At 33.1% G+C, this 15,059-nt stretch carries 10 protein-coding genes and 2 pseudogenes; 5 read left to right on the top strand and 7 right to left on the bottom strand.

All coding sequences use genetic code 11. The features are described from left to right. Together M0Q24_RS10050 and fliW are read right to left on the bottom strand one after the other, a co-directional pair. A pseudogene (locus M0Q24_RS10050) lies at window positions 1-1,564 on the bottom strand (hypothetical protein); the annotation flags it as partial. 161 nt (window positions 1,565-1,725) lie between these two features. Then, entirely contained in the window at window positions 1,726-2,106 is a 381-nt protein-coding gene (gene fliW, locus M0Q24_RS10045) for a flagellar assembly protein FliW (protein WP_295050292.1), read from the bottom strand. Window positions 2,107-2,242: 136 nt separating this feature from the next. On the opposite strand from fliW, the gene bamD reads away from it, so the two are divergent. Both bamD and lon read left to right on the top strand, forming a co-directional pair. After that, the gene (gene bamD, locus M0Q24_RS10040) at window positions 2,243-3,142 is read left to right on the top strand and encodes an outer membrane protein assembly factor BamD (protein ID WP_295050290.1); all 900 of its coding nucleotides are present in this window, start codon (window positions 2,243-2,245) and stop codon (window positions 3,140-3,142) included. Window positions 3,143-3,162: 20 nt separating this feature from the next. Beyond that, window positions 3,163-5,586, top strand: coding sequence for an endopeptidase La (lon, locus tag M0Q24_RS10035; RefSeq protein WP_295050288.1), 2,424 nt, complete (start codon window positions 3,163-3,165; stop codon window positions 5,584-5,586). A 20-nt stretch (window positions 5,587-5,606) separates the two neighbouring features. On the opposite strand, the gene M0Q24_RS10030 is transcribed toward lon, so the two are convergent. The 5 genes from M0Q24_RS10030 to uvrC all read right to left on the bottom strand — a co-directional run bounded on the left by M0Q24_RS10030 (window position 5,607) and on the right by uvrC (window position 13,017). After that, entirely contained in the window at window positions 5,607-5,984 is a 378-nt protein-coding gene (locus M0Q24_RS10030) for a response regulator (RefSeq protein ID WP_295050287.1), read from the bottom strand. 11 nt (window positions 5,985-5,995) lie between these two features. Beyond that, window positions 5,996-9,079: an ATP-binding protein gene (locus tag M0Q24_RS10025; protein ID WP_295050285.1), complete on the bottom strand. Its 3,084-nt coding sequence runs from the start codon at window positions 9,077-9,079 to the stop codon at window positions 5,996-5,998. Window positions 9,080-9,196: 117 nt separating this feature from the next. Beyond that, a complete protein-coding gene (locus tag M0Q24_RS10020; RefSeq protein WP_295050283.1) occupies window positions 9,197-10,732 on the bottom strand; it encodes an Hpt domain-containing protein in 1,536 nt (511 codons plus the stop codon). Window positions 10,733-10,741: 9 nt separating this feature from the next. Continuing rightward, a complete protein-coding gene (locus M0Q24_RS10015; RefSeq protein WP_295050281.1) occupies window positions 10,742-11,149 on the bottom strand; it encodes a PAS domain S-box protein in 408 nt (135 codons plus the stop codon). 65 nt (window positions 11,150-11,214) lie between these two features. Next, window positions 11,215-13,017 carry an excinuclease ABC subunit UvrC gene (gene uvrC / locus M0Q24_RS10010; RefSeq protein ID WP_295050279.1) on the bottom strand — a complete coding sequence of 601 codons (1,803 nt, stop codon included), beginning with the start codon at window positions 13,015-13,017 and terminating at the stop codon, window positions 11,215-11,217. 138 nt (window positions 13,018-13,155) lie between these two features. On the opposite strand from uvrC, the gene M0Q24_RS10005 reads away from it, so the two are divergent. From M0Q24_RS10005 to M0Q24_RS09995, 3 genes and pseudogenes are all read left to right on the top strand, one after another. Continuing rightward, a complete protein-coding gene (locus M0Q24_RS10005; RefSeq protein WP_295050277.1) occupies window positions 13,156-13,314 on the top strand; it encodes a hypothetical protein in 159 nt (52 codons plus the stop codon). Then, window positions 13,314-14,762 carry an L-aspartate oxidase gene (gene nadB / locus M0Q24_RS10000; RefSeq protein ID WP_295050294.1) on the top strand — a complete coding sequence of 483 codons (1,449 nt, stop codon included), beginning with the start codon at window positions 13,314-13,316 and terminating at the stop codon, window positions 14,760-14,762. Before M0Q24_RS10005 ends, nadB begins: the two co-directional genes overlap by 1 nt. Then, window positions 14,759-15,059, top strand: a pseudogene (locus M0Q24_RS09995) (sodium:proton antiporter); the annotation flags it as partial. The gene nadB and the pseudogene M0Q24_RS09995, both read left to right, overlap by 4 nt.

Raw genomic sequence — 15,059 nt, 5'->3', positions numbered from 1 at the left:
CACTATCTAACTCAAGCGTTATTTCAACTTTATCAGCAGTTTCTAGATTTGTGTCTGCAGAATCTTTTTTCATGTTTGATATCCAAGTTGCAACCGTAATAATATCACCAACTTCTACCTCCTCTATTACATTACCACTTACATCAAAAAACTCTTGCTTATAACAAACTCTTGGTTCATAGAGTTCTGTAGTAAATGCCACCATACTGGGATAATAATAATCCCCAGTAGTCTCAAGCCCTATTGTTGCACTTTTAGCACCATTGCCTATAATTTGAAGATGTGATGAGTCTCCATCTTTTCCAACATCATAATTATGAATGTCAATACCTTGATAGTTTACTGGATCAGGGTTAGTGTTAAATCCATTAACAGTAGAGTTAAATGCGTTTTTAGTTCCACTTGGAGATAAAGAAACATTATTAAGTGTTATATCATCTCCTGTAATAGTTTTATCTCCTTCCCCTACAAACACAGATAGTGTTGACTTTACATCTCCACTTGTTGGTGTAAAAAACCCACTTACTTTAATACTGTCATTTGAGCTTCCTATCTCCTTGTATCCATCATACACAGAGATATTTTTAAGTGTTTCACTCTCATCTTCATAAACTAAAACAAGAGTCCATGCACCATAATATCCTAAAGAGCCAGAATCATCCCCCTCTAAAGCTTTAATGTTTGCACCTGTATACCATCCATTGACCTCTGAACCAGACAAGCCTTTTAAAGCAGTAACTTCTGTAAATGTAGCATATGTATAATCATTTTTATTGTAAGGATTAAGATCTATAGCATCATTTTTTAATGCTATAATCTTTCCTTGAGGAGTTGTTAGGTATGTAGGCGTACTTATTAATGCATTAATAGTATCAGTTTGAGTTGTTTTTAAATACCCTTGTGTATAAAACCCCGCCCATTTAATTTTAGATGTACTAGGAATACCAGCTATCTGAGCTTGTGATGAGTTGTTATATGTATAGTTGACACTATCTGTATCTACAAAACTGAGCGAGACTTTATTGTTAGCCTTATCTGTATCTACACATACACCTTTGTTATTTTTATAGCATAGGACAGTGTTTCCAATAACTTTTATATTTCCCTTTATATTTCGTGTTTCTATAGGATTTCGTATTGTAAAGTCACGCAATGAAGTTGTAAGGGAATAACTTTGTGCACTGGCTGACCAACTGTACTTAGATGTTCCACTATTATTTCTTGTAATTTGTAGTGTATAGAATCCAGTAGTGGTAATTTCAACATTTTCCATAGTACTTGAATTTTTACTTAGTATTTTAGTAAATTTAGCTGAGCCATTACAAGTAGTGTTAGCATATAACTTAAATGTAATATCTCTATTGCTCCAACCACTACTTGTATTTTCAAGATTAAAAAGAAGAGTTCCTGTTTCAGTTATATTCAATCTATAGTAATCATTAGTAAAACTAGAACTTGAATAAGTTGTTCCATTATTCCAAGCCCCTTTATTAGTACCACCACAAGCTCCAAAAGCTATATGTGTTGTAAACAATAGTGTAAAAATAATAATAAAAACTCTCATAGCAAACTCCTAGATAATATAAATCTCTATACAAATAGTGTTACTTTATATATAATTTAAATTTGTTAGGATTTATTATACTGTAATTTTTAAAAAATGAAGATTAACAACTTGTGGATTCTAAGCCTTGGCTTAGAATCTTGTACTTAGTTAAAGTAGATTTATTTGTTTAAAAATGAAGATATTTTTTCAGCTACACCATACATAGTCGAGTCACTTAGGATGATTTGTGCTGCTTTGTTGTTGTCTGTGTTAAAGATTAGAGGTCCTATGAAGTTTACTACTGAACTCTCTATTGGAGTTTGAATAAGGACTATATTTAAGATTAAAAGATTTGAGTTTTCGTCAATTTCTAGCTTTTCTTTAACGCCACGTGGTACTTCAAAGTCGTATTCTCTAAGCACAAAAGGATCTATAAGAGTAAAAGCGATTCTCTCATCTTCGCATGAAGTCATTTTCATAAAAACATCATCAATCTTCTTTAACTCAACCTCTTTTACATTTTCAAAACCCAAAAAAGGCACACATATATTAAATTTCATAAAAAACCCTCTGTAAAATTGTATGTCATTATATCACTTTAAGCATAAAATGTGCCATGCTTAATAAGAAAGATTTAACCTGTGTTATATATCTTTTAGATAGAATATCACTTATTTATTTACAGGATATTATTTGATGAAACTAAAACATACTTTTCTCTTTATGGCATTTGCCTCTATATTTTTTCTAAGCGGCTGTTCTAAAGAGATAGAAGAGTACAACAAACCTGCTATATATTGGTATGGCAAAATTGTAAAATACATCTCCCAAGGAGATCTAGAGAGGGCTGACAACTACTATAGTTCACTTCAAGGTGAACACATCGGCTCGCCCCTTCTTCCTGAAGCTACCATGATTTTAGCCATAGCTCATATGCACTATGAAGAGTATCTACTAAGTGAACATTTTTTAAACGAATATATAAAAAGATATGCAACTATAAATGAAAAAGAGGATGCAGAATTTTTAAAGATAAAAGCCAAATACCTAGCTCTTCCAAATCCAAGAAGAGATCAAGCTCTTATTGAAGAAGCAATTGAAGAAGCAAAAGAGTTTAAAGTTAACTATCCAAATTCTATGTATTTTGGTCTTGTAAACACCATGCAAACTCGTCTTTTAATGGCAGAAGCTGCTCTAAATGAAACCATTGCAGATCTATATGAAAGACTTGATAAACCCAAGGGCGCTGAGTACTACAGAAATATAAAACCACAACCATGGATGAACTGGGATGAGATTGATAGAGCAAACACTCCGTGGTATCGAGCATGGTTTGAAGGTGACGGAACAGAGAGTTGGTATGGTTTTATGGTTCCTCATACAAAGAGCGTAGTATCAAGAAACTCTGTAGTTGATGATATGCCACAAGCCATCAAAGAGCCAATAAAACAAGAAACATTTAAAGAGCAAGTAAAAGAAAAAAGTTTAAGTCAATTTCAAAAAGATGAACTTCAAAAAGCACAAGATTTAAAAGACAAAGGCATCATAAGCAAAGATGAGTTTGATTCATTAAGAGAAAAAATATTAAAACTTTAATAAAGATATAGGAAACAAATATGAAATTAAGCAATTATGGAGAATTTCCAGCAAATATACCTGTTATAGCAGAAGACGAACTTTTTTTATATCCCTTTATGATATCGCCACTTTTTTTAAGCGATGAGAGCAATATAAATGCAGCAACTCTTGCAATGGAAGATAGCTCTTTAGTTATAGTATGCCCTACAAAACCAACTCAAGAAGGCAAAAGAGATTATGACTCACTCTATAGTGCTGGAGTTGTTGGTTCTATTATGAGAAAAGTAGCTCTTCCTGATGGCAGAGTAAAGGTTTTATTTCAAGGTTTAGCTAGAGCGCAGATGCTTTATGAAGTTCAATCAACACCGCTTGTAGCAAATGTAGATGTGTTAGAAGCTACAAACATAACATCACTAAAGATAGATGCCATACTAGAAATTGTACGAGAAAAAGTAAGAACACTTGCAAGTGTAAGTAATTATTTTCCACCAGACTTACTTAGAACCATAGAAGAAAATCACGACCACAACAGGATTATAGATCTCATCTGTAGCACAGTCAAACTAAAAAAAGAACAAGCATATACGCTCTTTGTTGAGATAGATACAGAGAAGAGGTTTTTACTTCTTATAGACTATCTTATAGAAGAGATAGAGGCAAACAAGCTCCAAAAAGAGATAAGAAGCAAGGTTCACACTCATATAGAAAAAGTCAACAAAGAGTACTTTTTAAAAGAACAACTAAAGCAGATTCAAAAAGAGTTAGGAACCGATACTGCCAGAGATGAAGAGATAGAAGAGTACCGCAAAAAACTTGAAGATAAAAAAAGTAAGATGAGTGAAGATTCCTATAAAGAAGTCTCTAAACAGATAGATAGATTTTCAAGAATGCATCCAGACTCATCTGATGCTTCTATGACTCAGACATATCTTGACTGGACTCTTGATATTCCTTTTGGAGAGTTTGCAAAAAAAGCTCTTAAGATAAAAGATGTGCAAGATCAACTAGACAAAGATCACTTCTCCTTAGAAAAACCAAAAAAGAGAATTGTTGAGTACTTTGCCGTAAAAGAACTTTTGGAATTAAGAGGATCTTCTAGTGATAGTGCTGGTGCTATTCTTTGTTTTTCTGGACCTCCAGGTGTTGGTAAGACATCTTTAGCAAACTCAATTGCCGTAGCTCTTAAGCGTCCTCTTGTAAGAATTGCACTAGGTGGGCTTGAAGATGTAAATGAGTTAAGAGGTCATAGAAGAACATATGTAGGAGCGATGCCAGGGCGTATAACTCAAGGGCTTATAGACGCAAAAAAGATGAATCCTGTTGTAGTCTTAGATGAAATAGACAAAGTCTCAAGATCTCAAAGAGGAGACCCTACTGCTGCACTTCTAGAGATTTTAGATCCAGAACAAAACAAAGAGTTTAGAGATTACTACCTAAACTTTGATATAGATCTAAGCAAGGTTATTTTTATAGCCACTGCAAACGATGTTGGACGAATCCCAGCACCACTAAGAGATAGAATGGAGTTTATAAACATAAGCTCATACACTCCTCAAGAGAAACTTGAGATTGCAACGAGATACCTCATTCCTCAAGAACTTAAAAAACATGGACTTAAAAAGAGCGAAGTAAATATCTCTAAACCAGCTCTAAAAGAGATAATCCATAGCTACACTAGAGAAGCAGGAGTAAGAAATCTTCGCCGTCGTTTAGCTGATATCTCAAGAAAAGTAGCTCTTAATATGCTGCAAGACTCTAATATTGACAAAGTCTCTGTAACTCTGAAGAATATAAAAGAATTTTTTGATAAAAGTGTTTTTGAGATTGAAAAAACTACAAAAATTCCTGTAGTTGGCGTTGTAAATGGACTTGCATGGACATCCGTTGGTGGAGATATATTAAAGATAGAGAGCATCAAGATAAAAGGTAAAGGCAACTTACAGTTAACTGGAAGCTTAGGCGAAGTTATGAAAGAGAGTGCTAGAATTGCTATGAGCGTGGTAAAAACCCTTATAGATGATAAAAAACTAAAGATTGATCTTGATAAAATCCCTCTTACATCTAAAGAAAAAGAAGATAAAACTGAGGTGGATGCAAGCGAGATCTATAAAAGATATGACTTGCATATCCACGTGCCAGATGGAGCAACACCAAAAGATGGACCTAGTGCTGGTATAGCTTTAGTTAGTGCTATAGCTTCAATTTTAAGTGATCAAAAAGCTCGTTCAGAGATAGCGATGACAGGAGAAGTTTCACTAAGTGGAGATGTTCTTCCAATAGGTGGACTAAAAGAAAAACTAATTGCTGCGCATAAAGCGGCTATTAGTAAAGTTTTGATCCCAACTAAAAACTATGAGCGTGATCTAGAAGATATTCCGCAAGAAGTGAGAGACTCTTTAGAAATTGTCGGTGTTAGCAGGATCGAAGAGGTTTTAAAAGAGATTTTAATTAAAGAGTCTTAAAAAGACTCTTCTTTATTACATCATATCAAAACAGCTGATATTTTTTTGATTAGGTCGCTATTTCTAATAGGCTTCATCAAAAAGTCATTTGCTCCACACTCTAGTGCTTCACTTTTTTTCGTCTCATCAGTTGTTAAAACAACAATTGGTAGTTGAAGAAGATTATCATCAGCTCGAACAACCTTTAGCATCTCTATACCACCCATAACTGGCATTATAATATCTAAGAGTATTAAATCTATATCATCCCTTGATTTTAAAGTATCTATTGCCTCAGCACCATTTCTAGCCTCAACAACCTCTTTTACATTTCCACTTTTTGTTAGCATTGATTTGAGAAGTTTTAGATTTATCATATCGTCATCTACTATCAATACTACTAGATCTTGTTTTGGCATTTATTATTCCCTTAAATAAATTTTTCTAAAACTAATCGTAATAGATCTTTGTTTACTGCATTTTTTATTAATTCATCAACATAAATGTTGTCATCTGATTCATCTTTTTGTGATGGATCTCCAATAAGAACTAAGTATGTTGTAGCGTCTTGTGCCTTTGTGTTTATAGAGAGTTTTTCAAGGTTTAAATCATCCAATTCCTTATCAAAAAGTATCACTCTGTAGCTGTTTGCATCTGCTAACTCTTCAAGCTTACTATAAGAGTTTACACTCTCATGTGTATAGCCTAATGAGTCTAAAAGTCGAGCATATAGTTTTAACTCAAAAGAACTTTTTTTAGCTAGTAAAATATCAGCCTTATATTGTGTTTTAACTTCCTCTTCAATGGCAAGTTTTTCACTATCTTCAACATTTTCTAAAGTGTTTGTATCTTGGGTTGGTTCTTTATACTCTTCTATGACATCTTGTTCGCTATCTTCATTTATGCTTACTATTTTATCTGCTAAAAATTGAGTTAAAAGATTTACAATTTCTGCTCGAACTAGAGGTTTAGTTGTATATTCATCAAGTCCAGCTTTTAAAAATCTCTCTCTGTCTCCCTTTAGAGCATTTGCAGTTAGTGCTAAGATTGGGACATGCGGTTTAGAAAAATCCTCTTCATAGTTTAGTATCTCAGCCGTAGCCTCTACACCATCTAAGATTGGCATCTGTATATCCATAAAAATAATATCAAAATCTCCATCTTTTCTTTTAGCAAAAGCTTCAAGACCATTACTTGCTAAGCTTACACTTAGTCCTAGATCTTCAAGAGTTCTTTTGATAAGTTTTTGGTTGATGATATTATCTTCTGCTACTAAAGCTTTTGCTTTAAACCTTGTAGTATCTAGATCTAAGTGCTTGATTTTTTCCTTGTTAATTTTACTCGCACTAAAGTTCTTATTGGAGTAGTTCTCTAGTATATTTTTTACTTTAGAGATATTTAAAGGCTCATAAATAGATTTAAATATATCTATATGTAAAGAGTCTATCTTCTTCATGTAGTACGATTTTGTTAAAAGTACAAGGGCTTGAGGAAGTCCGGCATAATAAGATAGATCTTCATCTTGAGTATAAGCATAATCAACAAAAATCAAATCATAATCAGAAGATTTATTAAGAGCGTTTAGCTCATCAAAATCTGTAAAATTTGCATAAGTAACACCATAAAAATCAAAATACTCTTTGAGATACTTCTCTTGAGTTTTTGTTTTGTGAGTATCTTTTAGTAAAAGTACATTAATATTTGAAAATTTGCCCTTTAGGCTGACCTCTAATGGCTCTGCTTCTTCAAAATCAATAGTAAAGAAGAAAGTTGTCCCTGCTCCAACTTCACTTCTAATATCAAGATGACCACCCATAAGCTCAATAAATCTACTAGAAATTGTAAGACCTAGTCCTGTTCCACCATATTTACGAGTTATCGAAGTATCTGCTTGTGAAAAAGCTTCAAAAATTCTTGATTTTTGCTCACTAGATACGCCTATCCCATTATCTTGAACTTCGAACTTAACTCTTGTTACACCTTCTGTTTCACTCTCTTGTTTTCTAATGTTAACATTTATAAAACCTCCACTACTAGTGAACTTAATCGCATTTGAGAGAAGGTTTATGATAACTTCTTTTAGTTTAGTAGGATCACCATTTAAAGGTTGTTCTAGAGCTGGATCTATAAAACAACCCAGATCTATATGTTTTTCACTTGCACGAACACCATAAACTTCGACCGCACTCTCAAACTCAACAATAGGATCAAAGGAAATATCTTCAATTTCAAGTTTATTACTTTCAATTTTTGATAGATCTAAGATATTGTTAATGATTTGTAGAAGATTTTCAGATGATTTTTCTATGATCTCTACAAACTCACTCTGCTCTTCTTCTAATCCTGTATCTTTTAAAAGTTCAGTAAACCCGACTATCCCATTTAAAGGAGTACGAATCTCATGTGACATATTTGCCAAGAACATAGACTTAGCTTCACTTGCCTCTTGAGCGACTTCTTTATCTCTTTTTGTTTGCTCAATTATCTTCTCAAGTAGATCGTATGCTTGAGCTGTACCATCTGTTGTTTGTAGATTAATTTCTTGAGTATCACTTTGGCTTGTGTCATCTGCAACTCTCTTTAGTATCTCTTCTAGGTTTTTAATATTTCTAGTAATCTCATTTGATAGAAAATAACCAAGTGTTGCTAAGATTAGTGTAATGAGCCATATTGTTAGAGCAATAACAAGAAGTTGTAGAGATGCTTCTTGAACGCTTAGAGCTCTATTTATCATCTGAGTTAAGAGTAACTCTTCTGCACTTGTAATTAAGTTGATTTTTTCAGAGTGCATTGTAAACCAAATACCTGAGCTGATATCATAGTTTCCTTGTTGACTCTCAGATATTATGGCTGTTCTTTCTGCATTTATATCTTCGAATAACTCTATCGCATCCTCATTTTCAAAAATCAAACTCATCTTATCTAAAAGTTTTGCGTCATGAAGTGATTTATAAGCTACAGAGTCAGCTTTACCAATGATGGATAACCATAGATTTAGATCTCTCTCTTGAAGTTTTTCGGAACGAGAAATGATATATGACATATACCCTCTCTCTATTCCACTATGTTCTTTGGCGTTTACCATGGACATATATACTGAATAAAGCTCATTTATATCTTTATCTATTTGATACTCTGTGATCTGTTTTAGTTCAGCAATAAGTACTTTTTGAACCTCTCCATAAATATTAGTAAAAACATCAACAAATGTTACTTTATTTCTATCTACAAGGTCTCTTGCTGTTTGAATCTGCTCTATAATTCCTTCTATAGACTTAGCACTCTGACAAGCAAGACAATTATCTTCTCCTTGCGAGTGTTCATGTATCTTTTTTTGAGTTTGGTACATATACTCACTGAACTTTTCATCTACTATCTTTCTCTGCTCTTTTAAAGAGAGTAAGATATTTTCTGATGAATTTCCAAGGTACATCGCTGTCATACCTCTCTCTCTTGCTACATTACCAATTACCTCATTTAAGTATCTATTTTCAATAATTTTTTCATGAAGCATTTTTGCACTACTATATTCTTTATATGAGCTATATAGATAGTAACTTGTCAGTAAAAAAAGAATAATTATAGGGAATAAGCTGATTAACTTAAGTCTGTTTTTTAAACCCAACTGCATTTAAGCCTCCGTACTTGAAATAAGATCTAGTTTTGTATCAATAGTGGATATAGCCTGTTGTATTACATCTTTATCTTCTGTGTTCATGATTAAATTTAACTCTTCATCAAAGCTATCTATTCTCATAGTCTCACACATTCTTTTTAGTTTAATGCAACTACTTTTAGATGCTCCAAAATCACTATTTATTATAGCTGCTCGTATCGCTGAGATATAAGCTTTTGCTTCATCTGTAAAATCAACAAGTAACTCATTAAAATTTTGGGCGTCAATACCTATTTCACTAGCAGCCTTAGCTCTATCGTAATAAATTTGTATATCTTTTTGAGTCTCTATTTCTTCTTTAATTTCTGGAGTTTCTTCAAACTCTTCTATCTCTTCTATCTCTATTTTTTCTTCTGGCTCAAAAATATCTTCATCTAGTTCAAGATTTATAAAGTCATCATCTGCTAACTCAGGCATCTCTATCGTATCAGGAATATCTGAATCTTTGACCTCATCTTCATCTTTAAAACTCAAAAACATATCATCTTCGTTATCTTCATCAGCTACACTTTGTGAGTCCTCTTGTGTTGAGATCTGCTCTTTAGTATCTTTTTTCTTAGCAAGTGTATCTACTATCTTATAGAACATATTTAAACTCTGTTCGATCTCTAAAAGATCTTCAGAACTGTTTATCGTAGTTAAAACTTCAAAAGCATCTTCAATACGAAGATTTGCAGCTACGCCTTTTAACTTATGAGATAGTATTTTTACATTATCTATATTTTGATCACTTAGTGAATTGTATAGATCTGTTTTGAAGTCATTTGCTTGAGCTATAAAGTCTTGAACAAACTCTTCTATGAGTTCTATTGGAAGTCCAAGTTCATCACTAGCTAGTTTAGGATTATAAATATAGTCACTTCCAACTTCTAAATCTTTCCCATAGAGGGAGATTAAAGATTCTTTTTTTATCTCTTTTGGAACTTCTTTGTTTTCCTGTTGTACCTCTAAAGGCTCGTCTTCATAAATATCTTTTATTGGATCTTCGAATGCGTCAAAATCATCTATAGAGATAGTATCATCTACATCATATTTTATCTCTAGATTTTCGTTTTTATTTGCAGTTTCTTCATAATCATCTTCAATAATATCTAATGGAGTATTTAGCTTAGTAGCTGGCTTTTGTTCTATCTCTTTTTGTGCCATCTCTTGTTCTGCTTGATTTAAAACTCTAAGATTGACAAGTTTTACTGAATAGCCCATATTATTTGGGTCTTCTTTTAAGTAAATTCCTTTAATGTCTAAGTTACATCTAAAACTTTTTCCCTTTACATTGATGATGACTCTTGATTCTTGATTTGATTCTGCACAAATAACAAAATCTATCCAGTGTACATGTTTAAAATTATGAATATATCCAGGCGTTTTTACAAACAAATCTGCGAAGTCATCTGCTTCACTTATAAGTTGCGATAGAGTAGAAAAGCCTAAAGTTTTGAGGTTGGATTCATCGATCCCTATAAACTCTTTTTGATGATTATATATTAGCATTCGTATCCCTTAACTTTTAAGCATTTTTTCATAAAGTTCTTCTGCTTCTTGAATATTTTTTCTCGAAGCAACTCTTCTAGCACTCATATAGCCTGTTATTGCATCATTCTCATCATATATTGGTATGATTTCAGTTTCGCTCCAATAATAATGTCCATCTTTTCGAATACTTTTTAATACTCCATTCCAAGATTGAGAATCTTCTAAGGTTTGCCACATCTTTGTAAATACAGTCTTTGGCATATCAGGATGTCTAGTTATAGAGTGATTTTGTCCAACAAGCTCATTAAGCTCATAAGCAGATACCTCACAAAACTTCCTGTTTGCAAAAGTAATAGTACCTTCTAAGTTCATTTCACTTATCATCACACTTCCATCAGGAGTGTACTCTTCATCAACTGGAGCTACGTTATTCATCAACTTAACCTTCTGCTTAGAAATATTATGGACATAAATATATCATAATAGACAAAAAACTACACTTAGAAGTAAATAGTTTTAATTATTTTTGCATCTTTTTCGTTTAAAACTGATGCTATTTCATCGAGAGTTGTAAGCTTTAAAGCCTCAAATGTGCCGAAATGGCTTAAAAGTTTTACAACTTTTGCTTGTGATATTCCTTTTAGATTTAAAAGTTTACTCTCTTTATCGAGTTTTAGCTTTGTTTTTTTATGAAAATTTATAGCAGATCTGTGTGCTTCATCTCTCAAATTTTGTACCCATTGAAGTCTTTTGTCTGAATTTTTAAGTTTAAAAACCTCATCTCTTGTATGGATAATATCATCAGCCTTACCCTTAGCTCTATGAGATTTTGCATCGATTTTTTCTTTAGAGATGGCAATAGCGTCTATAAAAACTCCTGAACTCTCAACTATCTCTAAGGCTAGTTTTAAAAGAGTAGATCCTCCATCAATGATCCATAGATCTGGAGGGGAATTCTTAGAAAAACTATCTACTCTTCTTGTTAAAGTCTCTCGCATTTGAGCATATTCATCTTTTGCCTCAAGATGATATGTTCTATAACTTTTTTTATCAAATTTTCCATCTTCATAAACTATCATAGCTCCAACCGTAGCGACTCCTGACATATGAGAGTTGTCAAAAACCTCTACTCTATTTGGAACTCTATCTAAGCCACACAACTCTTTTAGATCGTAGAGCACTTTTTTATCATTAGAGTTTTTATCTTTTTTAAGAAGCTCATTGGCGTTTAAAATAGCTAGATCTATAAGCTGTTTTCTTTTACCTTGTTTTGGTTGTTTTATAGATGCTTTTTTTTCAAACAGATTACTTAAATACTCCTCCATAAGATCTAATCCATCAAACTCTGATGCGACTAAAATAGGTGCAACAATAGGTGGTTTCTCATCTTTGTAGAAGTTTATAAGCGCTCTTTGATAGAGTTCATCTTCATCAAAACCCTCATTTAGTGCTATATAATCATGTGAAGATGAGATAATTTTTCCATCTCTCATAAAGAGTCTAAGCACAACAGCTCTAGACTCTGAATTGGAGATAACAAAAATGTCATAATCTTCATTTGTAGCAAAGTCTATCTCACTTTTAATCTCAGATCTTGTAATTCTCTCTATCCTATCACGAAGCTCTAACGCCTCTTCAAACCTAAGATTTTCAGAGTAAAAAAGCATTTTCTCTTCTAGTTTTTTAACTAAAATCTTTTTATTTTTAATAAGCTCATAGGCTAGATCTACCTCTTTTTTGTAAAGAGCAATGGGAATATCAAGTTCACATGGACCTAAACACTTATCTATCTGATGATAAAGGCAGAGCTTTTTAGACTTTAGTGAGCCTTTTTTTTGAACAAGTTTACAGATCTCATATATGGAGTTTAAAATATCTCTAGCACCCACTGAAAATGGGCCAAAATAGACAATATCTCTATCTTTTATAACTTTTCTTGTAATCTCAAATCTTGGGTATTTCTCTGAAGTGTCTATGTAAATATATGGATATGTTTTATCATCACGAAGTAAGATATTGTATTTAGGATTTAGTTGTTTTATAAGTGAGTTTTCAAGTATAAGCGCATCATGTTCTGAGTTTACTAAGATGTAGTTCATTGACTCAGTTTGCTCTATCATCCTAGTGATTCTCAGGGAGAGTTTAGAGTTTGGCTTTAAGCTTGGAGTAAAACTAAAGTAGCTCTTTACCCTCTTTTGCAGGCTCTTTGCTTTTCCTACATATAAAAGATTTCCATCTTTATCAAAATACTCATAGATCCCAGCAGAATCAGGGAGTTGTTTTATCGTCTCTTGTAGTGTCATTTTCTTTTATATCCGTTACAGTTATCTTAGTAGATTATTTAGCATACCCACAAGTTAAAGCTCTTTTAATATTTACTATATTATTATCAAGTTCTTGTTTAGTTTCAAGATTTTTTAGCCAAAAATTAAGGAAAATTATTGAAAAAAAACCTAAAAACTATTCTTTATATTTTAATTATATCAAGCTTTACATTAAGTCTAAATGGATGTGGATATAAAAAAGCTCCCTATTACCTTGAAGATGCGCCACAAGGTGATGAAAATGTTGAGTTTATCATAAAAGAGCCAAGCAAATGATGCAGTACGATGTTATAATTATAGGAGCTGGAGTAGCTGGACTTTACGCTGCTTCACTACTTCCAAAAGAGAAAAAAGTTCTCATCATAAACAAAAGAGAGACATTCAAGTGCAATAGCTTTTATGCACAAGGTGGAATTGCCTTAGCAAAAGATGCAGATGATATTCCACTTCATATAAAAGATACGCTTGATGCTGGAGCTGGACTTTGCGATGAAGATGCTGTAAAGATTTTAAGCAACAACTCTAGAGGTGTGATAGATGATCTTATAGCCCGCGGATTTATATTTGACTGCGATAAAGATGGTAACTTACTCTATACAAAAGAAGCAGCGCACTCAACAAGCAGAATCATCCATGCAGGTGGAGATGCTACAGGTAGGTATGTTCACTACTTTTTACTAAAGAACAACCAACACTCAATGCTTAGTGATGCTAGAGTTGTAGATCTACTCATTAAAGATGATGTCTGCTATGGAGTAACTGTTCTTGACAATAGACAAAGCACAAATATCTATGCAAAAGATATCATCATAGCTAGTGGTGGAGTTGGCTCTCTCTTTGAGTATCACACAAACGCACCGTGCATCAGCGCAGATATGCAAGGTCTTTGTTTGATGAAAGGTATCGAACTTGAGCACATGGAGATGATGCAGTTTCATCCTACTGTTTTTGTAAAAAGCGAAAATGCTCAAAAACTTCTCCTAACAGAAGCTCTAAGAGGTGAAGGTGCTACCATAGAAGATGAAAATGGTAAAAGATTTCTTTTTGATTATGATGAGAGAGGCGAGTTAGCTTCAAGAGACATCGTGAGCAAATCCATCTACGACTACACTAAAAAAACAGGACTTAAAACATATTTAAACCTTGAAAATTTTGACTTTGAGTATTTTATAAAAAGATTTCCAAATATCTATAAAAACCTAAGAGATATAGGCTTCAAGGTACCATATCAAAGAGTTCCAATTTCACCAGCATTTCACTATGCCATCGGTGGTATAAAAACTGATTTAAAGGCCAAAGTACCAAAGATAGATGGACTCTACGCTATTGGCGAAGTAGCTTCTGTTCGAGTTCATGGGGCAAATAGACTCGCATCAAACTCTCTTTTAGAAGGTCTTGTTTTTGCAAAAGAGGCTGTAGATGATATACTCTCTAACACAAAACCAAAAGAGATGATAGAGTTTAAGGTAAGCGATGAAATTATGAGTCTCAAAGAGGACAAAGAAAAGAAGAATGAACTTCGCCAAATAATGTGGCAAAATGTCTCTATAGTGAGAACAAAAAGAGGTTTAAATGAGGCATTAGATAGAATTAATGCTCTTTTAAAAGAAAATATTGGTAAACTTTTGAAGTTTCGTTTACTTACAGCAAAAGAGATAGTTCTCTCAAGCCTAGCTAGAGAAAATTCTATTGGTGTACACACAATTTTACAGGAGAAAGAATGACTAGAGTAGAAGAAAGCGTTCAAGCAATCGACTTAGCCGTTGAGCCATTTGGTTGGTTATTGCTAGCGATTTTTATAGTAGGCTATTACTTTATAGCAGCAGAAGAAAAGTACCATATAAACAAGGCTAAACCAGCCCTATTTACAGGTACTTTTATGTTTATGTTGCTCGGTGGTTATTATGCAGCAAATGGCTTAGATTTTTCAGCATTTGATGTAGAAATTGCACACCTTATACTAGAGATCGCAGAGATTTTCTTCTTCTTATTTGTTGCAATGACCTTTATTGAAGCACTAA

The organism is Sulfurimonas sp. (assembly GCF_023228785.1).
Classification (GTDB): Bacteria; Campylobacterota; Campylobacteria; order Campylobacterales; family Sulfurimonadaceae; genus Sulfurimonas.
The sequence above is the reverse complement of the archived record's forward strand: the minus strand, read 5'-3'. Positions and strand labels throughout refer to the sequence as shown.